This is a genomic window from Nonomuraea sp. NPDC051298 (assembly GCF_055586305.1).
This window is the reverse complement of sequence record NZ_JBVJIM010000001.1, coordinates 305,674-326,234: the sequence shown is the minus strand read 5'-3', so window position 1 is coordinate 326,234 and position 20,561 is coordinate 305,674. Positions and strand designations below refer to the sequence as shown.

Sequence of the window (20,561 nt, the reverse complement as noted above, 5' to 3'; positions counted from 1 at the left end):
TTGGCGGTGGCGGGGCTCGTGGGGCACCTGGCGGGAGGCGGCGACGGCTCGGTCGGCGCGCTGCTGCCCTACGTGCTCGGCTTCGGCGCGCTGCTGCTGGCGGGCGAGGTGCTGTGGCGGCTGGGGCTGCACTTCCTCAACCGTACGGACGCCCGCGGCATCGAGCGGCTCGGCGTGGTCGGCATGGACGAGCTGCTGATCAAGGACGCCGCCTTCTTCCACGACAACTTCGCCGGTTCGCTGACCAAACGGGTGCTGGGCTTCTCCGGCAGGTTCGAGGAGTTCGCCGATGCGCTGACGTTCTCGATCATGGCCAAGCTCGTGCCGCTGGTCTTCGCCTCGGTCGTGTTGTGGCAGTATCACCCGCTGCTGGTCCTCGTGCTGCTGGGGCTCATTCTCGTGACCGGCTTCCTGGTGGCCCCGCTCATCCGCCGCCGGCAGCGGCTGGTCGACGAGCGCGAGGCCGCCAAGGTGCGGGTGTCGGGCCACGTCGCCGACGTGCTGGCCAACATGGACACCGTGCGCGCGTTCGCCGCCGAGGACCGCGAGGCCGCCGAGCACCGGGTCAGGGTCGCCGAGCAGCAGCGGCTCTCGCTGCGCTCCTGGGACTACGGCAACCTGCGGGTCGACACCGTGGTCGCGCCGCTCTCGGTGCTGACCGCCGCCGTGGGCCTGCTCCTGGCCGTGGCGCTGCGGGGCGGCCTGGGCGTGGAGGCCATCGTGGTGACGTTCACCTACTACACGAACACGACCGGCATCATGTTCGAGTTCAACCAGATCTACCGGCGCCTTGAGAGCGTGCTCACCGAGGCCGCCCAGTTCACCGAGCTGCTGCTGGCGCGGCCCACCGTGGTCGACCCGCCCGACCCGCAGCCGCTGCGCCCGGCCGACGCCGGCGTCCGCTTCGAACGGGTGAGGTTCACGCACGCCGCGGGCCCGCCCCTGTTCGACGGCCTCGACCTCGACATCGCGAGCGGCACCAAGATCGGGCTGGTCGGCCGGTCCGGCGGCGGCAAGACCACGCTCACCCGGCTGCTGCTGCGCCTCATGGACATCGACGGGGGCCGCATCCTCATCGGCGGCCAGGACATCGCCCGGCTGCGCCAGGCCGACCTGCGCGGCCTGATCGCCTACGTCCCCCAGGAGCCCGGCATGTTCCACCGGACGATCCGCGACAACATCGCGTTCGCCCGGCCGGGCGCCACCGAAGAGGAGATCCTCAGGGCGGCCAGGGCGGCGCACGTCACGGAGTTCGCCGAGGCGCTGCCCGACGGGTTCGACACCCTGGTCGGCGAGCGCGGCGTGAAGCTCTCCGGCGGCCAGCGGCAACGCCTCGCCCTGGCCCGCGCCATCCTGCGCGACGCCCCGATCCTGCTGCTGGACGAGGCGACCAGCGCCCTCGACTCGGAGAGCGAGATCCTCGTCCAGGAGGCCCTGTGGCATCTGATGCAGGACCGTACGGCGCTGGTGGTGGCACACCGCCTGAGCACCGTCGTCCGCATGGACCGGCTGGTCGTGCTCAACCAGGGGCACATCGTGGAGCAGGGCACGCACGGCGAGCTGCTTGAGGCGGAGGGCCCGTACGCGCGGCTGTGGCGCCACCAGTCGGGCGGCTTCCTCGTCGCGGACGACGACGACGCCATCGAGGCGGCTCCGTCGCTGACCGTCCCGATCGCCGCCGACGGGCGGCGTCCGCACGGTGAGCCCGTTTGAGGGCAGGGGCGAGCAGGTCACCAGGTGAACAGGAAGGGGAACGTCCGGAACTGGTCCTAGCTTGGTCTCCTGACCGCGTTCGGCGGGCAGAGCCTGGCCGGAACGCGCCGAAGAAAGAGAACTGATCATGGACATCCTGCTCATCGCCGGCATGTGGCTCGACGCGTCCGCGTGGGACGACGTCGTGCCCGCGCTCGAGAAGCTCGGCCACCGCCCCGTGCCGATCGCCCTGCCAGGACAGGGCGACGGGTCCGCCTCGGCCACCCTCGACGACCAGGTGGCGGCCGTGCTCGCCGCCGTCGACGCGGCGTCGGCGCCACCGCTGGTGGTCGGCCACTCCGCCGCCGCCACCCTGGCCTGGCTGGCCGCCGACGCCCGTCAGGAACGGGTCGCCAAGGTCGCGCTCGTCGGCGGGTTCCCGGCCGCCGACGGGCAGCCCTACGCCGACTTCTTCGAGGTGAAGGACGGCGTCATGCCCTTCCCCGGCTGGGGGCCGTTCGACGGGCCCGACTCCGCCGACCTGAGCGAGGCGGCCAGGCGCGACTTCGAGGCCGCCGCGATCCCCGTCCCCGCGGGGGTGTCGAAGGGCGTGGTGCGCCTGACGGACGAGCGGCGGTTCGGCGTCCCCGTCCTCGTCGTGTGCCCCGAGTTCACGCCCGCCCAGGCGGAGGCGTGGATCGCGGCCGGTGACGTGCCCGAGCTGGCCAGGGTCGAGCACCTCGACCTGGTGGACCTCGACTCGGGCCACTGGCCAATGTTCACCCGGCCGGTCGAGCTGGCCCGGCTCCTGGCCGCCGCGGCCCCCGGGGCCTGACCCGCCGCCCGTCACCACGGAGCCGAGCGCACCCGGCCCCGGCGGTCACGACGGCCGCCCGCGCACCCACCGGAGACAGGCCCCGGCCAGGCCCAGGGTGAGCAGGGCGTAGATCCCGGTCTCGATCCACTGGAAGGGCCAGAACCGTTCGAACGGCTGATACGTCGCCTGCTGGCGGTAGCCCAGCCGGTTGATCTCGGCCAGGCACCCGTCCAGGTCGCTTCCCTCGCCCGCCACCGGGCTCCGCCGCGCGGACGGCGCGCACGGGCCCGAGGTGGACGACACCGGGACGGCCGCACCGGCCACGTCGGTGGGCACGGGACGTCCGGCCCCGTCGACCAGGCGGGTGGACAGCACCCACGAGCCCGGGTGGCCGGGCACCGCCGGCTCCAGAAACACCGTGGGAGAGCCGCCGACGGGCACGCCGAAGCTGGTCACGTTCGCCGGGCCCAGCTCGAAGGTCCCGCTCACCGGGGGCATCAGGTGCGGCCGGACCAGCAGCGGCACGCTGACCTGCACCGCCGCGAACAGCACCAGCGTGACGGCCATGGCCGGCAAGGTACGGCGGACGAGCAGGCCCACGGTCACGCCGAGGACGAACGCGAACGCCGCGTACGCCATGGGGACGACCCCGCGCGCGCCGAACACCACGGGATCCATCAGCGTCCAGCCCGCAGGGGCGGACCGGTCGAGCGGACCCGACCACCAGGTCGCCGCGAGCGCGGCCAGCCCTCCGGCAGCCGTCGCGGCCAGGCCGATCATGACGAGCTTGGCCGCCAGCCAGCGGGTGCGGGTGATGGTCTGGTTCCACACCAGCAGGTGCGTGCCGGTCTCCAGCTCGCGGGTGATCATCGGCGCGCCCCAGAAGAGCCCGATCAGGCCCGGCAGGAGCAGCACCACGAGGGTGACGGTCAGGAACGGGGCCTGGTAGTCCTCGAAGAGCCGGTCGAAGAAGCGGCCACAGGCTTCCGACGCCGTGCCGGACGCTGTGCAGGCGGTGATCCCGGTGGCGTGGTCGGCGGCCAGGCGCGGGCCGGTCCAGGCCAGGACGGCTGCCAGCGCCACGAGCGCGGCGGCCGTCACCGCCGCCGCCCCGCGGAACTGCCGCCAGGCCAGCCAGATCATCGCACCACCTCCAGGACCGGCCGGTGCTCGGCCTGACCGGGTTCGCCCAGATAGGCGAGGACCAGGTCCTCCAGGGTCAGCGAGCTGACCGTCCAGGCGGGGTCGTGGATCGGGGCGTCGGTCCGGATGACGAACGTGCTCTGCCGGCCGGTGTGCCCGGCGGACACGACCCGCTGATCGGCCGGGAGCCGGTGCTGGTCGCGGCGCGGGCCGGTGATCCGGTGGTGGGTGGCCAGCAGGTCGTCCACCTCGCCCGCGACCCGTACGCGAGAGTCGGCCAGCACGATCAGGTAGTCGCAGGTGCGTTCCAGGTCGGAGATCAGGTGGGAGGAGAGCAGCACGCTCAGCTCGTGCTCGGCGACGGCCTCCATCAGGCCCTGGAGGAACTCGCGGCGGGCCAGCGGGTCGAGCGCGGCGACCGGCTCGTCCAGGATGAGCAGCTCCGGGCGCTTGGCCAGGCCCAGGGTGAGGGCGAGCTGGGCGCGCTGCCCGCCCGACAGCCTGCCCGCCCGCCGGGTGAGGTCGAGGCCGAGCCGGTCGACGCGTTCGCGGGCGAGGGCGTCGTCCCAGCCCGGGTTGAGGCGGGCGCCCAGGCGCAGGTGGTCGGCGACGCTCAGCCCGGTGTAGAGGGGGGTGTCCTGGGCGACGAAGCCGACCTTCGCCAGTTGCCCGGGGCCGCCCGCGGGCGGGCCGCCGAACACGCTGATGTCGCCCGCCGTCGGCGCGAGCTGCCCGCAGGCCAGCTTCAGCAGGGTGGTCTTGCCCGCTCCGTTCGCGCCCACCAGCCCGACGACGTGCCCGGACGGGACGTCGATCGTGCAGTCGCGCAGCGCCCAGCGCTTGCCGTACCTCTTGCCCAGGCCCCGGGCCCGCAGGACGGGGGTCACGCCGTGTCCTCCCGGGACGTGGCCCGGAACGTGGTCAGGAAGAGGGCCTCGACGCTCTCGTCGTCGAGCCCGGCCCGGCGGGCCTTGTCCAGCCAGCGCCGCAGCTCCTGGCGCAGCGGGCCGTGGGCGGCCAGCGAGGCGCCGGCCAGCGTCTTGGTCACGAACGTCCCGATCCCCGGCCGCGCGGCGACCAGGCCCTCGTGCTCCAGCTCCCGGTACGCCTTGAGCACCGTGTTGGGATTGATCGCCAGCCGCGCGACCACGTCCTTGACCGTCGGGAGCTGGTCGCCTTCGTGGAGCAGGCCGAGCCGCAGCGCGTGGCGTACCTGCTGGACCAGTTGCAGGTACGGCGAGAGGCCGCTGCGGCCGTCCAGATAGAAGTCGATCACGGGGTCTCCATGCGTCTAGGCTCCTAGAACTGTAGAGCGTGAATGTCGGACGGCCGTAAAGGCGACCGGCCACGGGCTCGCCGGCGTCGGAAAATCACTGGACACCGCGTACGGCGCCCGGACAGGGTGGGCGGCATGCGGCAGGAGGAGATCTGGAACGCCGAGGCCGCCCGGCGCTACGACACGCCGGGCACCGGGATGTTCGCGCCGGAGGTCCTGGGGCCGACCGTGGCCCGGCTGGCCGAGCTGGCGGGTGGCGGGAGGGCGCTCGAGTTCGCCATCGGCACCGGCCGGGTCGCGGTGCCGCTGGCCGAGATGGGCGTGCCGGTCACCGGCATCGAGCTGTCGCCCGCGATGATCGACCAACTCCGTACGAAGGCGGACGAGGCCACGATCCCCGTGGTCACGGGCGACATGGCGACCGTGGTGGCGCCGGGGGACTATTCGCTCGTCTACCTCGTCTTCAACACGATCTCCAACCTGCAGACGCAGGCCGAGCAGGTGGCCTGCTTCCGTAACGCGGCCCGTCATCTGCGGCCGGGCGGGCGGTTCGTGATCGAGCTGTGGGTGCCCGAGCTGCGCAAGCTGCCGCCAGGGCAGCAGGCCGTCGTGTGCCAGGTCGAGCCAGGCTACATCGGCCTCGACACCTACGACGTGCTACATCAGAGGGTCGTGTCCCACCACTTCACGTTCGACGGGAGCGGGCGGGCCGAGCTGTTCCTGAGCCCGCACCGCTACATCTGGCCGGCCGAGCTCGACCTGATGGCCCAGCTCGCCGGGTTCGAGCTGGAGAGCAGGCACGCCGACTGGGCGGGGGCCGAGTTCCTGGAGGGCTCGCGTTCCCACGTGTCCGTCTACCGGCTGCCCGCCTGACGGATCACACGGCGGCGAGGTCGTCTGCTCGTAGATAATCCGTGCCGGGATGACATGGGTAGGCTGGCGGCATGACAGCGATGGCTCCCGCGCGTACAGAAACAGATCTGTCCTTCCTGCTCGACCACACCAGTCACGTGCTGCGCACCCGGATGGCGGCGGCGCTCGCCGAGATCGGGCTGACGCCGCGCATGCACTGCGTGCTGGTGCACGCGCTGGAGGAGGAGCGTACGCAGATCCAGCTCGCCGAGCTGGGCGACATGGACAAGACCACGATGGTGGTGACCGTGGACGCGCTGGAGAAGGCCGGTTACGCCGAGCGCCGCCCGTCCAACGCCGACCGCAGGGCGCGGATCATCGCGGTCACCGAGGCGGGCGCGGAGATCGCCGGGCGCAGCCAGGAGATCGTCGACGGCGTGCACCGGGACGCGCTCGACGCCCTGCCCGCCGGTGAGCGCGAGGTCCTGGTCCGCGCCCTGAGCCGCCTGGTCGCCGGGCATCTCGCGGCGCCCGCCGAGGGGACGCAGCAGGCGCGCAGGGCACGGGAGCGCGCAAAGTAGGTCCGAAGAGGATCGTCTATTACGGAACTATCTGCTACGGTCTTTCCTGTCGACTGAGACGGGAGAGAACCATGTCGTATGTGCGTAACGGCTCGCGCTGGACGGCGCTGGGCGTGTTGTCCGCGACGGGCCTGATGACGATCCTCGACGGCAGCATCGTCACGGTGGCGATGCCCGCCATCCAGCGGGATCTGGGCTTCTCCGGCGCGGAGCTGAGCTGGATCGTCAACGCCTATCTGATCCCCTTCGGCGGGCTGCTGCTGCTCGCGGGAAGGCTGGGCGACCTGATCGGGCGGCGGACGCTGTTCCTCGCCGGGAACGCGATCTTCGCGGCCGCGTCCGTGCTGGCGGGCGCGGCCACCGACCCCGGCACGCTGATCGCCGCCCGGTTCCTGCAGGGGGCGGGCAGCGCGCTGGCCTCCGCCGTGGTGCTGGGGATCCTGGTGACGCTGTTCACCGAGCCGGGCGAACGCGGCAAGGCGATCGCGATCTTCAGCTTCACCGGGGCGGCCGGGGCCTCGATCGGGCAGGTGCTGGGCGGGGTGCTCACCGACGCCCTGAGCTGGCCCTGGATCTTCTTCGTCAACGTGCCCATCGGCGTGGTGACCATCGCGCTCGCGCTTCGGGTGCTGCCCGCCGACCGGGGAGCCGGCCTGTCCGCCGGCGCGGACGTGGTCGGCGCCGTGCTGGTCACCGCCGGGCTGATGCTGGGCATCTACACCGTCGTCAAGGTCGAGGAGTACGGCTGGCTCGCGGCCCACACCCTCGGCCTCGGCGCGCTCTCGCTGGCGCTGCTGGGGGCGTTCGTGGCGCGGCAGGCCACCGCACGGGCGCCGCTGATGCCGCTGCGCATCCTGCGCTCGCGCAACGTGGCCGGCGCGAACCTCGCCCAGATGCTCGCCCTGTCGGGCATGTTCGCGTTCCAGGTGCTCGTCGCGCTCTACATGCAGCGGGTGCTCGGCTACGGGGCGCTGGACACGGGGCTGGCCATGCTGCCGGCGGCCGTGGGCATCGGCTCGATCTCCCTGTTCGTCTCGGCCCGGCTCAGCGCCCGCTACGGCGCCCGTGCCGTCCTCATGGGCGGGCTGGTGCTGCTCGTCGCGGCGATGGTGCTGCTCACCCGGGTCACGGTGGACGCCGGTTACCTCACCCACCTGCTCCCGCCCATGCTGCTGATCTCGGGTGGCGGGCTGGTGCTGCCGGCGCTGGCCACGCTGGGCATGTCCGGGGCGCGGGAGAGCGACGCGGGGCTGGCGTCCGGGCTGTTCAACACCACGCAGCAGGTGGGCATGGCGATCGGCGTGGCCGTGCTGTCCACGATGGCCGCCGCGCGTACCGGTGAGCTGCTGACCGCCGGGGCCGGTCAGGCCGTCGCGCTGACGGAGGGGTACCGGCTGGCGTTCGGCATCTCCGCCGGGCTGCTGGTCGCGGCCTTCGCGGTGGCGCTCATCGTCCTGCGCCGCCCCGCCCGCGACTCCGCGGACCCCGCCGCCGACCTTGCCGCCGACCCCGCCGCCGATCTGGCGGATACGCGCGGGTGAAGCGGGCGGCGCGGCCACGGCGGTCGTGCCGCCCGTCAGCGTCCGGCGCTGCCTCGGTCGAAGTCGATGCGCATGACCACCCGGCGCGGCGTCGGATGGCTGATCTCCGTGAAGCCCGCCTCCTCGAACACCTGGCGGGCTCCCACGAACAGCTCTCCCCAGGTGATCTCCTTGCCGGGCTGGGTGATCATCGGGTACCCCTCCAGCGCCCGCGCCCCCCGCTCGCGGGCGAAGTCCACCGTGGCGCGGGCCAGCGCATAGGAGAGCCCCCGCCCCCGGTACGGCCTGCGCACCACGAAGCAGGTCACCGCCCACACGCCGTCGTCGTCCTTGTCCTCCTCCCGGCCGCTCCACGGGACGCGGGACGTGCGCAGCTTGGGGTAGGCGACGCGCGGCTCGACCGCCACCCAGCCCGCCGGGTCGCCGTCCACGTACGCGACCAGGCCGCTGGTCGCCTTCGCGTCCGGGACGCCGCACGCGGTCTGGGAGCGCAGACTCGCGGTACGCCCCTCCTGGGTGGAGTTGTGCCACAGCCAACCGCTGACTTTGAACCACTGGCACTGGCACCGGCGCGCGTCGGCGGTGCCGAACACCGCTGACAGGTCCTCCCAGGACGCCTCGTTCGCGGGGACGATGCGCACCTGCTCGGGGGAGATCGGTGTCCTGTCGGCCCTGCCTCCGCGGGCACGCCCGCTCCACGTGCCTGAGCTGTTCGTGCCGGTCATGGTGTCGTGCCCTCGTGCATGCTCCGAATGCTAGGGTCTTTTCCGGACGTTCTGCTTCCGGATTGTGAGGGGTGTTGTGCGGTCCGACGCGAGCCCCACGGCGCGGGCGCTGCTGGCGTTCGAACTCATCCAGGGCAGTCCCGGCATCACCGCCGAGCGGCTGGCGGACAAACTCGGCGTCTCCGAGCGCGCCGTCCGCCGCTACGTCGAGATCCTGCGCGAGGCCGACATCCCCATCGAGTCCGAACGCGGCCCGTACGGCGGCTACCGGCTGGGCAGGGGCGTGCGCCCGCCGCCGTTGATGTTCACCGCGGCCGAGGCGCTCGGCCTGGTCATGGCCGTGCTCGACGGCCACCACGACGCCGGCGACCCCGCAGACCCGGTCGGCGCCGCGCTCGGCAAGATCGTCCGCGCGCTGCCCGAGCCGGTGGCCGCCCAGATCGAGGCCGTACGCCGGACCGCCGCCCCTGCGCCCGACCGGTCCGCCGCGCGGCCCGACCCCGCGACCACGACCGCCCTCGTCCGGGCCTGCTCCGACCGGCGCAGGGTACGGCTCGGCTACCGTTCGGAGGCCGGGTCGGAATGGGCCGCGGAGGTCGAGCCGTGGGCGGTCGTCGTCCGGCACGGCCGCTGGTACCTGCTGTGCCGGTCGTGCCCCAAGGACGCGCGGCGGGCGTACCGGATCGACCGGGTGCGTGACGTGGAGGTGCTCGACGACGCCTTCACCCCGCCGCCCGGCCTCGACCCGGTCGCCATGCTGGAGGAGCACCTGGCCGTCGGCTGGGAGTACGAGACCGAGGTCGTCATCGACGCGCCCGCCGAGACCGCGGCCCGGTGGCTGCCCCGCGCGCTCGGACGCCTCGAACCGCTCGACGCCCGCACGAGCCGGTTGACCGGCAGCACCAGCAACCCGGCGTGGTACGCCGAGCAGCTCGCGGCGATCCCGGCCCCGTACCGGATCGTACGCTGCCCTGAGCTCCAGGAAGCCGCCCGCGCCATCGGGCGGCGGCTGCTGGCCGCGGCCTCGGGGGAGCCAGACGGCGCGAACCCCCCGGCGTAGCGCCTCCCGGGGTCACGCGCGCCGCAGGACCAGCGGGATCCAGCCACCGGCCAGCACCATCGCCCGCTGCCTGGGGGACAGGCGGTGCCGCAGCACCATGCCGTTCACGGTCAGCTCGGTGCCCTTCTCAACCGCCTCCCGCAGGCCCTCGAAGCGCAGCTCGCCGCCGATCGCGTCGTAGTCGGACTCGTCGGCGAACTCGAGGGCGAGCACGCCGAAGTTGGCCAGGTTCTGCCAGTGGATGCGGGCGAACGACTTGGCGACGACCACGCGCAGCCCCAGGTAGCGGGGGACGATGACGGCGTGCTCGCGGGAGGAGCCCTGACCGTAGTTGCGGCCCGCGACGACGGCGTGCGGGCCCGCGGCGCGGGCTCGTTCCGGGTAGTCCGGGTCGAGCTGGGTGAAGGCGAAGTCGGCCAGCGCCGCGACGTTGCTGCGGTACGGCAGCGCCCGCGCGCCCGCCGGCAGGATCTCGTCCGTGGAGACGTCGTCGCCCACCTTGAGCACGACCGGCAGCGTGAGGGCGTCGGGCAGCGGGTCCAGCTCGGGCAGCGACCCGATGCTCGGGGCCTTGCTGAGCGCCACCTCCTCGGCCTGCTCGGGGGGCAGCGGACGCTCGAACAGCGCCGCGCCCGCGCTGACCGTGCGTGGCCGTCGTACCTCGGGTGGATCGGGGCCGAGGTCGCGCGGGTCGGTGATGACGCCGGTCAGCGCCGCCGCGGCGGCGGTCTCGGGCGAGCAGAGCCAGACCGAGTCGTCGTGCGTGCCCGAGCGGCCGGGGAAGTTGCGCGGGAACGTCCGCAGGCTGTTGCGGCCCACGGCCGGGGCCTGGCCCATGCCGATGCAGCCCAGGCAGCCGGTCTGGTGGATGCGGGCACCGGACTCGACCAGGTCGGTGATCGCCCCCGTCTTGGCCAGGTCGGCGAGGATCTGCCGCGAGGTGGGGTTCACGTCGAGCGACACCTGCGGGTGGACCTGCCTGCCGCGCAGGATCGCGGCCACCACGGCGAAGTCGCGCAGGCCCGGGTTGGCCGACGACCCCACCACGACCTGGTGGACGGGCTCGCCCGCGGCCTCCCGAACCGGGACGACGTTCCCGGGCGAGCTGGGACACGCGATCAGCGGCTCCAGCGTGGACAGGTCGATCTCGTCGCGCACGTCGTACCCGGCTCCCGGGTCGGCCAGGATCTCGGTGTGGTCGGCGGCCCGGCCCTGGGCGCTCAGGAACTCCAGCACCTGGCCGTCGGAGGGGAAGACGGTGGTGGTGGCGCCCAGCTCGGCCCCCATGTTGGCGATGACGTGCCGGTCCATCGCGGTCAGCGTGGCGAGCCCGGGGCCGTGGTATTCGATGACCCGGTTCACCCCGCCCCGTACGCCGTGACGCCGCAGCATCTCGAGAATCACGTCCTTGGCGCTCACCCACGGCGGCAGCTCGCCGGTGAGCCGCACGCCCCACACCTCGGGCATCGTGACGAACAGCGGCTCCCCGGCCAGGGCCATGGCCACCTCCAGCCCGCCGACGCCGATGGCCAGCATGCCGAGCGAGCCCGCCGCGCACGTGTGCGAGTCCGACCCGGCCAGCGTCCTGCCCGGCACGCCGAAGTGCTCCATGTGGGTGGGGTGGGAGACCCCGTTGCCGGCCCGCGAGTGCCAGATGCCGAACCGGCGGCAGGCCGAGCGGAGGAACACGTGGTCGGCCATGTTGCGCTCGTCGGTCTGCAGGAGGTTGTGGTCGACGTACTGGACGGCGGTCTCGGTGCGTACCCGGTCGAGGCCGAGGGCCTCGAGTTCGAGCATGACCATGGTCCCGGTGGCGTCCTGGATCAGGGCCTGGTCGATGCGCAGCCCGATCTCCCCGCCCGGCCGCGTCTCTCCCGTGACGAGGTGCGCGGCGATCAGCTTCTGCGTGACGTTCCGGCTCACGGGGACCTGCTACCCGGAGCGGCCCCGTCAAGTCACCGGCCCACGGACGCCGGGCGGAGCCTCCCCGGCAGGAGGGCTCCGCGCGAGGTTCCGTCACACCACCGCGCCTCCGCGCTCGGCCTCGTCGCGGCCGGTCTCCTCCTGGCCGGTCTCCGCGGTCGCCTCTCCCAGGGGGCGTACGCCCTTGAGCGCCGTCACGACGACGACGGCGATGGCCAGCAGCACGCCCGCGCTGATGAGGGTGACGGCGTTCATGCCGGTCAGGAACGCGTCCCGGGCGGCGGTGACGAGTGCCGTACCGATCTCGGCGGGCAGGTCGGCCGCGGTCGCGAACGCGCCCGCGAAGCTGTCACGGGCGGTCTCGGCCGCCTCGGGCGGGAGGCCGCCGGGCAGCGTGCCGGTGATCTGGGCGCTGTAGAGGGCGGTGCCGAGGGTGCCGAAGACGGCGATGCCCAGGGACGAGCCCAACTCGGCGCTGGTCTCCTGCATCGCCGCCGCCGACCCGGTCCGCTCCGGCGGGGCCGAGCTGACGATCAGGTCGGTGCTGAGCACCAGCAGCGGGTTGATGCCGACCGCGATGACCACGCCGCCCACGATGATCAGGGTCAGGCCGGAGCCCGCGTCGATGAGGGCCAGCGACGCGAAGCCGCCCGCCGCGAGCACCAGCCCCGCCGCGATCACCCTGGGCGGCGGGAGCCTGCGCGCGATCAGCGGCGCGGCCATGGCCGCCACGATGGTCGTCGCCGCCATGGGGATGAACCACAGGCCCGCCACGAACGGCGACAGCCCCTCGACGAGCTGCAAATACTGGGTGAAGTAGAAGGTGAACGAGTACAGCGTCACCATCCCCAGCAGCATGCTCACCAGCGCGCCCGTGAACCGCCGGTTGGCGAACAGCCGCAGGTCCAGCAGGGGGCCGGCGATGGAGCGCTGGCGCCGTACGAAGAGGACGGCCACGGCGACGCCCGCCGCGACGGCCAGCAGCGGCACCACCCGGACGCCCTCCTTGGCGATCTGCTTGATCCCGTAGACGATCGGCAGGATCGCCGCGAGGCTCAGGACCGCGCTCACCAGGTCGAGCCGGCCCGCGCCGGGACTGCGGTGCTCGGGCAGCAGGAGCGGCCCGGTCACCAGCAGCAGCACCATGACCGGCACGCCCAGCAGGAACACCGACCCCCACCAGAACCGCTCCAGCAGCGCGCCCCCGACCGCCGGCCCGATCGCGCCCCCCAGGGAGAACGAGGTCAGCCACACCCCGATGGCCAGCGACCGCTGCCGGGGATCGGCGAACATGTTCGTGATCAACGACAGCGTGGACGGCGTCAGCGTGGCCCCCGCCAGCCCCAGCAGCGCCCTGGCCACGATCAGCATCTCGGCGCTCGTGGAGTACGCGGCCAGCACCGACGCCCCGATGAACGCGGTCGCGCCGATCAGCAGCAGCCGCCGGCGGCCGACGCGGTCGCCGAGCGTGCCCATCGTGATGAGCACACCGGCGATCATGAACCCGTAGATGTCGCTGATCCACAACAGTTGGGTGTTGCCGGCGCCCAGCTCCGCGCCGAGGTGGGGGAGCGCCATGTAGAGAACGGTCAGGTCGAGGGCGAGCAGGATGGTGGGCAGCGCCAGCACCGCCAGCCCCGCCCACTCCCGCGCTCCGGCCCGCCGCGCGGGCCCCGAATTCGTCAGCATGCGGTCACGGTCGGGCACGGGGGTGGTGATCCGGTTCCGGTTCGATGTCGGCCGCCCGCCACTCCCCGGAGACGGAAGGTGCCGTGGCAGGTGGGGTTGGCCTAGCGTGGCCGTATGCGGTTTCGGGTGCTCGGCCCGCTGGAGGTGCGGACCGACGACGGCGCGCCGGTCAAGGTGCCGGAGGCGAAGGTCCGGCTGCTGCTGGCCGACCTGCTGAGCCACGACGGCCGGTCGGTGCCGGTGGAGCGGCTGGTCGAGGACCTGTGGGGCGCGGGGCCGCCGCGCGACCCGGTCGGCGTGCTGCGGACGAAGGTGGCGCAGTTGCGGCGGGCCCTGGAGCACGCCGAGCCGGGCGGCCGCGACCTGGTGGTGTGGCAGCCGCCCGGCTACGCGTTACGCGTCGGGGCCGAGGCGGTGGACGCGCGCAGGTTCGGCGTGCTGACCGGCCGGGCGCGAGAGGTCGCCGACCCGTCGGCGCGCGCCGCGCTGCTGGACGACGCGCTCGCGCTGTGGCGGGGCGAGGCGTACGCCGACTTCGCCGGGGAGTTGTTCCTCCAGGGCACGGTCACCCGGCTGGCCGAGCAGCGGCTGGCCGCGATGGAGGAGCACGCCGAGGTCGAGCTGGAGCTGGGCCGGCACGACCGCCTCGTGCCCGACCTCGCCGACCAGGTGCGCCGCCACCCCCTGCGCGAACGGTTCCGCGCCTCCTACATGCGCGCGCTCTACCGTTCCGGACGCCAGCACGAAGCCCTGGCCACCTACCACGACCTGCGCGAACGCCTGGCCGCCGAGCTGGGCGTGGATCCCTCGCCTGACGTGGCGGCCGTCTACCAGGCGATCCTCGAGCAGGACCGCGAGCTGGACGCGGCCCGGCCCCGTACCAACCTGCCGGTGCCGCTCACCGCGCTGATCGGCAGGGAGGAGGCCACGGATCGGGTGGCGGGGCTGCTGGGGGCGTACCGGCTGGTGACGCTCACCGGGCCGGGCGGGGTCGGCAAGACGCGCCTGGCCGTCGCCGCCGCCACCCGGTCCGCGCCCGCGTACGCCGACGGGGTCTGGCTGGTCGACCTCACGGCGCTCGACCACCCGGCGCGCGCCGGAGCCCTGCCGACCCCGGCCGGGGTGGGCACGCTGATCGCCGCCGCCCTCGGCCTGGCCGACGCCACGGTGGCGGGCCCGCGCGGCCGTCCCGCCCCGATCGTGGAGCGGGTGCTCGACGCGGTACGCGAGCGCCGGATCCTGCTCGTGCTCGACAACTGCGAACACGTCGTCGAGCCCGCCGCCCAGCTCGCGGGACGCCTGCTGGCCGGCGCCCCCGAGCTGCGGATCCTGGCCACCAGCCGCGAGCCGCTCGGGATCTCCGGCGAGCACCTGCAGGTGGTGGCCCCGCTGGAGGTGCCCGACGCCGACGCCGACCACGCGACGGTCGCGCGGGCCGACGCGGCGCGGCTGTTCACGGCCCGCGCGGCAGCCGCGGGCGGGGAGTTCACGCTCGACGCCCGCACCGCGACGGACGTGGCCGCCATCTGCCGCCGCCTCGACGGCATCCCGCTGGCGCTGGAGCTGGCCGCGGCCCGCGTGCGCGCGCTGGGCGTGGGTGAGGTGGCCCGCCGCCTGGACGCCCGGTTCCGGCTGCTCACCGGCGGGCGGCGGGACGCCCCCGCGCGGCAGCGCACGCTGCGGGCGGCCATCGACTGGAGCTGGGAGCTGCTGACCGGGCCAGAGCGGGCCGTGCTGTGCCGCCTGGCCCTGCACCCCGACGGCTGCACGCTCGGCGCGGCGGAGACGGTGTGCGCGGCACCGAACGCCTCCGGCGGCTTGGGGGTCGCCGGAGGCGTTCTCGGGGTCGCTGACGGAGGCTCCGGCGTATCCCGCGCCGACATCTCCGGCGTCTCCGGTGACGACGTGGTGGATCTGCTGGCCGGGCTGGTGGACCGGTCGCTGGTGACCGTGGGCGGCGGCCGGTATCGGCTGGCCGGGTCGGTGGCGGCGTACTGCGTGGAGCGGCTGGCGGAGTCGGGCGAGCTGGCCGAGGCGCGGCGGCGGCACGACGACTACTACGCCGGGCTGGCCGAACGCGCCGACCCGCTGCTGCGCGGCCCCGGCCAGCGGCGCTGGCTGGAGGTGCTGGACGCCGAGACGGCCAACCTTCGCGGCGTGCTCGACGACGCCGTCCGCGCGGGGGACGGGCCCCTGGTGCGCCGCCTGGCCACCGCGCTCGCCTGGTACTGGATGCTCAGGGGCCGCCTGGAGGAGGCGCACCGGGCGTTCTCGTCGGCCCTGTCGCTCGGCGCGGGCGGGGGCGGCGCCGAGGCGTGGTGCGCCGCCCTCGCCATGATGACCGGTCACGAATCCGCCGCCGCCCCGAGGGCGGACGGTGATCCGCGGGCGTTGTGGGTCCTCGCCACCGGGCTGTTCGGGGTCGGCGACCTGGCGAGCAGCGAGCGGCTGACCGGGCGGGCGCTGGCCGGGTTCCGCGCCGGGGGAGACCGCTGGGGGGTCGCCGCCGCCCTGAACACCCGCGCCTGGCACGCCCTCGCCCGCGGCGCCGCAGGGGAGGCGGAGCGGGACGCGGAGCGGAGCCTGGCCGCGTTCGCCGAGCTGGGCGACCCCTGGGGCCAGATGCTCGCCGTGGAGAGCCTCGCCGCCGCCGCCGAGGCCACCGGACGGTACGACCGCGCCACCGCCCTCTTCCGCCGCAGCCTCGACCTCGTCGAGCGACTCGGGCTCGGCGCCGAGATCCCGTTCAAGCTGTGCGGGCTGGCTGACGTGCTCCTGGCCACCGGCGAGCACGCGCAGGCCGAGCCCCTGTACGAGCGCGCCCGGCGGCTGGCCGCCGAACAGTCGCTCAGGCTCGCCGAGACGTACGCCCGCATCGGGCTCGGCCGGGTCGCCCGCCACACGGGCCGCCTCGACATCGCCGACGCCCACCTGAGCGTCGTGCTGGAATGGCATCGGCGGCACGGGTACGAGCCCGGCGTGGCCGCCGCCATCCTGACCGAGTTCGGGCTCGTCGCCCGGCGGCGCGGCCACGCCTCCCGGGCGCACGCCCTGCACGAGGAGGCCGTACGCGCCGCGCGTGCCGGGGGCGACCCGCGTGCCCTCGCCCGAGCCATGGAGGCGCTGGCCGGCACCCTCGCGGACCTGGGCGAGCACACCCAGGCCGCGCGCCTGCTGGGAACGGCCGCCGCCGCCAGGACCGAGGCGGGCGTGTCACAGTCCCCGGCGGACCGGCCCGAGGCCGAGCAGACGGCGGTCACCCTGCGCACGATCCTGGGCGAGGAGACGTACGCCACCGAGCACGCCCGAGGCGTCGCCGGACCCCGGTAGGCCCGTGCGATTGGCCGACAGGTACGGATTTATCCCGCTAGGGTGCATGAGGTCCGTCCCGGCCGCCACAGGAGTCATCCCGCATGCCCCAACCCGAACCGCTGCGCCCAGACGACCCCGAGGCGATCGCGGCCTACCGCCTCCTCGGCCGGCTCGGCGAGGGCGGCCAGGGCGTCGTCTACCTCGGCCAGGCCCCTGACGGGCGGCCCGTGGCCGTCAAGGTGCTGCGGCAGCCCGCGGGCGGCGACGACCGCTTCGCCAAGGAGCTGGCCGCGGCCCGGCGGGTGGAGCCGTTCTGCGTCGCGCAGGTGCTGGACGCGTCGATGGGCGGGCGGCCGTACATCGTCAGCGAGTACGTCGAAGGCCCCTCGCTCCAGCAGGCGGGCCGCCACCTCGGCGCCGACCTGCAGCGGCTGGCCGTCAGCACGGCGACGGCGCTGGCCGCCATCCACCAGGCGGGAATCGTGCACCGCGACTTCAAGCCCGCCAACGTGCTGCTCGGCCGGGACGGGCCGCGCGTGATCGACTTCGGCGTGGCCCGCGCCGCCGACTCCGCGCTCACGGTGACCAGCGGCGTCGTCGGCACGCCCGCGTACATGGCGCCCGAGCAGCTCGCCGGCGCGTACGTCGGCCCGGCGGCGGACGTGTTCGCCTGGGGCTCGGTCATGGTGTACACGGCCACCGGCACGCCCCCGTTCGGCGACGACTCGCTGCCCGCCGTCATCAACCGGATCCTGAACCATGAGCCGTTCCTGGGCGACCTCCCGGAGCCGCTCCGCTCGATCGTGTACGCCTGCCTGGCCAAGGACCCGGCCGCCCGCCCCCGCATGCAGGACGTCCTCTTACGCCTCATCGGCGGCGGCGCCCACCCCGGGCCGGGCGGCCACCCCCAGCGGGCCCCCGGCCTGAACCAGGCCCAGCACCCGGCCCAGCACCCGGCCCAGCACCCGGCCCAGCATCCGGCCCAGCATCCGGCCCAGCATCCGGCTCGGCACGTGCCCCACGCCGGTGATCGAGGGGGCCGGGAGGCACCGCACCACACCCTCCCGCCCCACCGCCGCCCCGCGCGGCGGATGCCGCTGATCGCCGGGGTCTCCGCGGCGCTGGCGGCCTGTCTGGTGACGGGCGTGGTCGTCTGGAACGCCGCCTCCGCCCGTACCCCTGTCTCGTCGGCGCTGGCCGCCGCCGGATCCGAGGACCCGTCGCCTTCCCACTCCGCCACTGGGACCGCCGCTGGGCGTGCGAAGAAGACCCGGACGCCGTCCCCCTCGTCCAGCAGGACCGTCCGCCCGAGCGCCACCCCGTCCCAGCGGCGTACGACCGCGCGCCCCACGCCCGCCGCCACCCCCACGAAGCGGCCGGTCACGCCCACCGCGAAGCCGACGACCACCCGCCCGTCCCCCACGGCGTCCAAGAGCAGGGCCAAGGCCGCGGCCTCGTTCAACCTCGCCTACGTGCGCGTCGCCGGCCGCTCGAAGATCAACCAGGAGGGCGTCACCTGCTACTCGGGCTCGGTGAACTTCGGCGTCGGCCTGGACGCCACCCAGAACGGCGCCCAGTTCTCCTACCAGTGGCTGGTCGACGGCGAGGTGATCGAGAGCGGCTCCAGGCGGCTGCCGTCCTACGGGAACAGCGACTACTTCGGCTCGAAGAAGCTGGTCGAGCCCGAGCTGGGCTCCAGCCACACGGTCGTCTTCCAGCTCACCTCCCCGGTACGCAAGTCCAGGTCGGCGAGCTGGACCATGTGCTGACCGGCAAGGCCGGGGTGTCCCGTCGCCGGTCTTCGGCCGGGCGCCCGCCCCGCCGGGTGCAGGGGGCTGTCCGAGCGGGCGCCCGTCGTCAGCGGGCCGGGTGGGGCCCTTCGGTGATCGGCCGGCCGGCGGTCAGCTCGGCGAACAGCCTCTCCCACAGCGGCATGACCACGTCCGGTGTGTAGCCGTGGGCCGTCTCCGCCGCCGCGGCGCCCAGGCGTACGCGCAGGTCGCGGTCGCCCATCACGCGTCCGAGCGCCTCGGCCAGGGCGTCCACGTCGCGGGGCGGCACCAGCACGCCGTCCTTGCCGGGGGTCAGGACGTCGGCCGGCCCGGTGGGGCAGTCGAAGGCGACGATCGGCAGGGCGTGCCCCATCGCCTCGATCATGGCCATGGGCAGGCCCTCGATGCGCGAGCTGAGCGCGTAGACCGACGCCTTGGCCAGCTCTTCGTGGATGATGTTGCTGCGGCCCATCAGCCGGATCCGGTCGCCGAGCCCGGCCTTGTCGATGCGGGCCTGCAGGCGTTCCTTCGACGGGCCGGTGCCGAAGATGCGCAGCTTCCACTCCGGGTGCTCGCCCGCGGCGGCGCCGAAGGCGGGGATGAGCATGTCGAACCCCTTCTGCGGCACCAGCCGCCCGACCGCGATCACGATCGGGTTGCTCTGGTCGGAGTGCTTGCGCTGCTCCATGTGCACGGCGTTCGGGATGCGCACCACCGGCGTGCCGGACAGCAGGTCGCGGTACTCCGTGCGGCTGGTCTCGGTCAGCACCGCCACGGCGTCGAAGCGGTCGTAGTGGCGGGCGATCTGCTCGCGTACGGCCTCGTGGTAGGAGCCCAGGTTCATGTGCTCCTGGGCGACGCGGATCACGCCGGAGGAGGCGCGGCGGGCCGAGATCAGGTTGAGCGCGGGGCGGGTGGTGACCAGGATGCCGTCACGCAGGCCGGAGACGTAGTCCATGACCGCCGCCTCGACCCGTTCGGTGAACCACTCGGCGGCGAATTCGCCGTACGGGACGATCTTGCCGCGCGCCCGCCGCCACACCTTGCGGGCCAGGGAGTCGGCGGGGACGCCCTCGCGCTGGTCGACCAGCGCGGACACCGCCACCCGCCGGTCGATGGCGAACTGCGGCTCGTCGCGCCGCCGGACCACGCTGACGATCTCGACGTCGTGGCCCGCCTCGGCCATGGCGTTGGCCTGGTTGACCACGGTACGGATGGTGCCGCCCATGCCGTAGGCGTGCAGGAGCATGTAGCGGATCTTCATGTGAGGTACTCCCAGGTCCGGCACATGTCCTTGAGCACCGCGGGGACCTCGTCCGCGCGCGGCAGGTCGCGGCCGCGCTGCACGGCGCCGGACCGGATCTTGTCCTTCCAGTCGCCGAGACCCTTGGACACCACGTCGGGCGTGCCGTAGGAGAGCATCTCGGGAGCCCAGGGCAGGGTGAGGAACCCGCAGATGCCGCGGGCGATCCGCTCGGGGTCCGCGGTCAGCTCCTCGTAGCGGACGGTCAGGCCGGGCAGCGCCGCGCGGGCCCGCTGTACGGCCTTCATGTACCGCAGCGCGTCGGCCGCGGCCTCGTCGGGAGTGCGCCTGTCGGGGCTGGCCTCGTGCCAGGAGGTCGCGATGGAGGCGGGGTGGCGCAGCAGGAACACGAACCGCGCGTCCGGCCAGCAGGCGGCCAGCCGCTCGTAGGCGAAGGCGTTGGCCGGCGTCTTCTCCACGATGAACCGCTTGCCGCTGCGTACCAGCTCACGATGGAGGACCCGGTCCCACAGCAGGTGTTCGAGGTCGGCCCGGTTGTGCCCGAGTGCCGCCATCGCCTTGTCGGCCAGCGAGGTATCGAATTCCACTCTCAGCCGGCGTACGTGCAGCTCGTGGGGAGCGTGCAGGTCCGGGTGAGCGTTGAGCATCGCCCGCAGCAGCGTCGAGCCCGATCGCACCGGCGAGATGATGAACACCGGTGACTTCACCAGGCGGTCGATCTCCGGTTCGGACGGGGGCCGGAACGGCGTGTTCGGTCGCTTGACCGAGGTCTTGTCCGGAACCTTCGCCGCTTGCCCTGCTTTACCTACTCGGTTGATTTGGAATCCGGTGTACCTGGCCAGCGCCCCGTTGATTGTGCGCTGCCACTTCATGCAAAGCGAGGTTACCCGTCGTACCTGGAGATTCCCTGAACG

Annotated in this window: 16 protein-coding genes; 8 read left to right on the top strand and 8 right to left on the bottom strand. The window is 73.7% G+C overall.

Annotation, left to right across the window (positions count from 1 at the left end; all coding sequences use genetic code 11):
• Window positions 1-6: 6 nt before the first annotated feature.
• Together ACZ6S0_RS01560 and ACZ6S0_RS01555 are read left to right on the top strand one after the other, a co-directional pair.
• A complete protein-coding gene (locus tag ACZ6S0_RS01560; protein ID WP_465912650.1) occupies window positions 7-1,713 on the top strand; it encodes an ABC transporter ATP-binding protein in 1,707 nt (568 codons plus the stop codon).
• Between the two features lie 127 nt (window positions 1,714-1,840).
• Window positions 1,841-2,527, top strand: coding sequence for an alpha/beta fold hydrolase (locus ACZ6S0_RS01555; protein WP_465912649.1), 687 nt, complete (start codon window positions 1,841-1,843; stop codon window positions 2,525-2,527).
• 45 nt (window positions 2,528-2,572) lie between these two features.
• On the opposite strand, the gene ACZ6S0_RS01550 is transcribed toward ACZ6S0_RS01555, so the two are convergent.
• From ACZ6S0_RS01550 to ACZ6S0_RS01540, 3 genes are read right to left on the bottom strand one after another with little or no spacing between them, the layout of a single operon-like run.
• A complete protein-coding gene (locus ACZ6S0_RS01550) occupies window positions 2,573-3,652 on the bottom strand; it encodes an ABC transporter permease (protein WP_465912648.1) in 1,080 nt (359 codons plus the stop codon).
• Window positions 3,649-4,539 (bottom strand): ABC transporter ATP-binding protein, encoded by an 891-nt coding sequence (locus ACZ6S0_RS01545; protein WP_465912647.1) that lies wholly within the window; start codon window positions 4,537-4,539, stop codon window positions 3,649-3,651. The genes ACZ6S0_RS01550 and ACZ6S0_RS01545 overlap by 4 nt, the downstream gene beginning before the upstream one ends.
• The gene (locus ACZ6S0_RS01540) at window positions 4,536-4,928 is read right to left on the bottom strand and encodes a GntR family transcriptional regulator (RefSeq protein ID WP_465912646.1); all 393 of its coding nucleotides are present in this window, start codon (window positions 4,926-4,928) and stop codon (window positions 4,536-4,538) included. Before ACZ6S0_RS01540 ends, ACZ6S0_RS01545 begins: the two co-directional genes overlap by 4 nt.
• Before the next feature lie 135 nt (window positions 4,929-5,063).
• On the opposite strand from ACZ6S0_RS01540, the gene ACZ6S0_RS01535 reads away from it, so the two are divergent.
• The 3 genes from ACZ6S0_RS01535 (at window position 5,064) to ACZ6S0_RS01525 (ending at window position 7,902) form a co-directional block, all read left to right on the top strand.
• Window positions 5,064-5,801 (top strand): class I SAM-dependent methyltransferase, encoded by a 738-nt coding sequence (locus ACZ6S0_RS01535; protein ID WP_465912645.1) that lies wholly within the window; start codon window positions 5,064-5,066, stop codon window positions 5,799-5,801.
• 71 nt (window positions 5,802-5,872) lie between these two features.
• Window positions 5,873-6,361, top strand: coding sequence for a MarR family winged helix-turn-helix transcriptional regulator (locus ACZ6S0_RS01530; RefSeq protein ID WP_465912644.1), 489 nt, complete (start codon window positions 5,873-5,875; stop codon window positions 6,359-6,361).
• Between the two features lie 71 nt (window positions 6,362-6,432).
• Entirely contained in the window at window positions 6,433-7,902 is a 1,470-nt protein-coding gene (locus ACZ6S0_RS01525; protein WP_465912643.1) for an MFS transporter, read from the top strand.
• A gap of 35 nt (window positions 7,903-7,937) precedes the next feature.
• Here ACZ6S0_RS01525 and ACZ6S0_RS01520 read toward each other — a convergent pair whose 3' ends face one another.
• Window positions 7,938-8,627, bottom strand: a complete 690-nt coding sequence (locus ACZ6S0_RS01520) for a GNAT family N-acetyltransferase (protein ID WP_465912642.1) — start codon at window positions 8,625-8,627, stop codon at window positions 7,938-7,940.
• A gap of 76 nt (window positions 8,628-8,703) precedes the next feature.
• Between ACZ6S0_RS01520 and ACZ6S0_RS01515 the strand changes: the two genes are divergently transcribed.
• Complete coding sequence (locus ACZ6S0_RS01515; protein ID WP_465912641.1) at window positions 8,704-9,687, top strand: helix-turn-helix transcriptional regulator; 984 nt, start codon at window positions 8,704-8,706, stop codon at window positions 9,685-9,687.
• Between the two features lie 12 nt (window positions 9,688-9,699).
• Here ACZ6S0_RS01515 and ACZ6S0_RS01510 read toward each other — a convergent pair whose 3' ends face one another.
• Window positions 9,700-11,610, bottom strand: a complete 1,911-nt coding sequence (locus ACZ6S0_RS01510; RefSeq protein ID WP_465912640.1) for an aconitate hydratase — start codon at window positions 11,608-11,610, stop codon at window positions 9,700-9,702.
• Between the two features lie 93 nt (window positions 11,611-11,703).
• Window positions 11,704-13,299 carry an MFS transporter gene (locus tag ACZ6S0_RS01505; protein WP_465912639.1) on the bottom strand — a complete coding sequence of 532 codons (1,596 nt, stop codon included), beginning with the start codon at window positions 13,297-13,299 and terminating at the stop codon, window positions 11,704-11,706.
• A 114-nt stretch (window positions 13,300-13,413) separates the two neighbouring features.
• Here ACZ6S0_RS01505 and ACZ6S0_RS01500 point away from each other — a divergent pair, with 114 nt between their 5' ends.
• Complete coding sequence (locus ACZ6S0_RS01500) at window positions 13,414-16,629, top strand: AfsR/SARP family transcriptional regulator (protein WP_465912638.1); 3,216 nt, start codon at window positions 13,414-13,416, stop codon at window positions 16,627-16,629.
• An 83-nt stretch (window positions 16,630-16,712) separates the two neighbouring features.
• Window positions 16,713-18,380: a serine/threonine-protein kinase gene (locus tag ACZ6S0_RS01495; protein ID WP_465912637.1), complete on the top strand. Its 1,668-nt coding sequence runs from the start codon at window positions 16,713-16,715 to the stop codon at window positions 18,378-18,380.
• Window positions 18,381-18,468: 88 nt separating this feature from the next.
• On the opposite strand, the gene ACZ6S0_RS01490 is transcribed toward ACZ6S0_RS01495, so the two are convergent.
• Together ACZ6S0_RS01490 and ACZ6S0_RS01485 are read right to left on the bottom strand one after the other, a co-directional pair.
• Window positions 18,469-19,647 (bottom strand): glycosyltransferase family 4 protein, encoded by a 1,179-nt coding sequence (locus ACZ6S0_RS01490; RefSeq protein WP_465912636.1) that lies wholly within the window; start codon window positions 19,645-19,647, stop codon window positions 18,469-18,471.
• On the bottom strand, window positions 19,644-20,519 hold the full coding sequence (locus ACZ6S0_RS01485) for a sulfotransferase family protein (RefSeq protein WP_465912635.1): 876 nt from the start codon (window positions 20,517-20,519) through the stop codon (window positions 19,644-19,646). Before ACZ6S0_RS01485 ends, ACZ6S0_RS01490 begins: the two co-directional genes overlap by 4 nt.
• Window positions 20,520-20,561 lie beyond the last annotated feature (42 nt).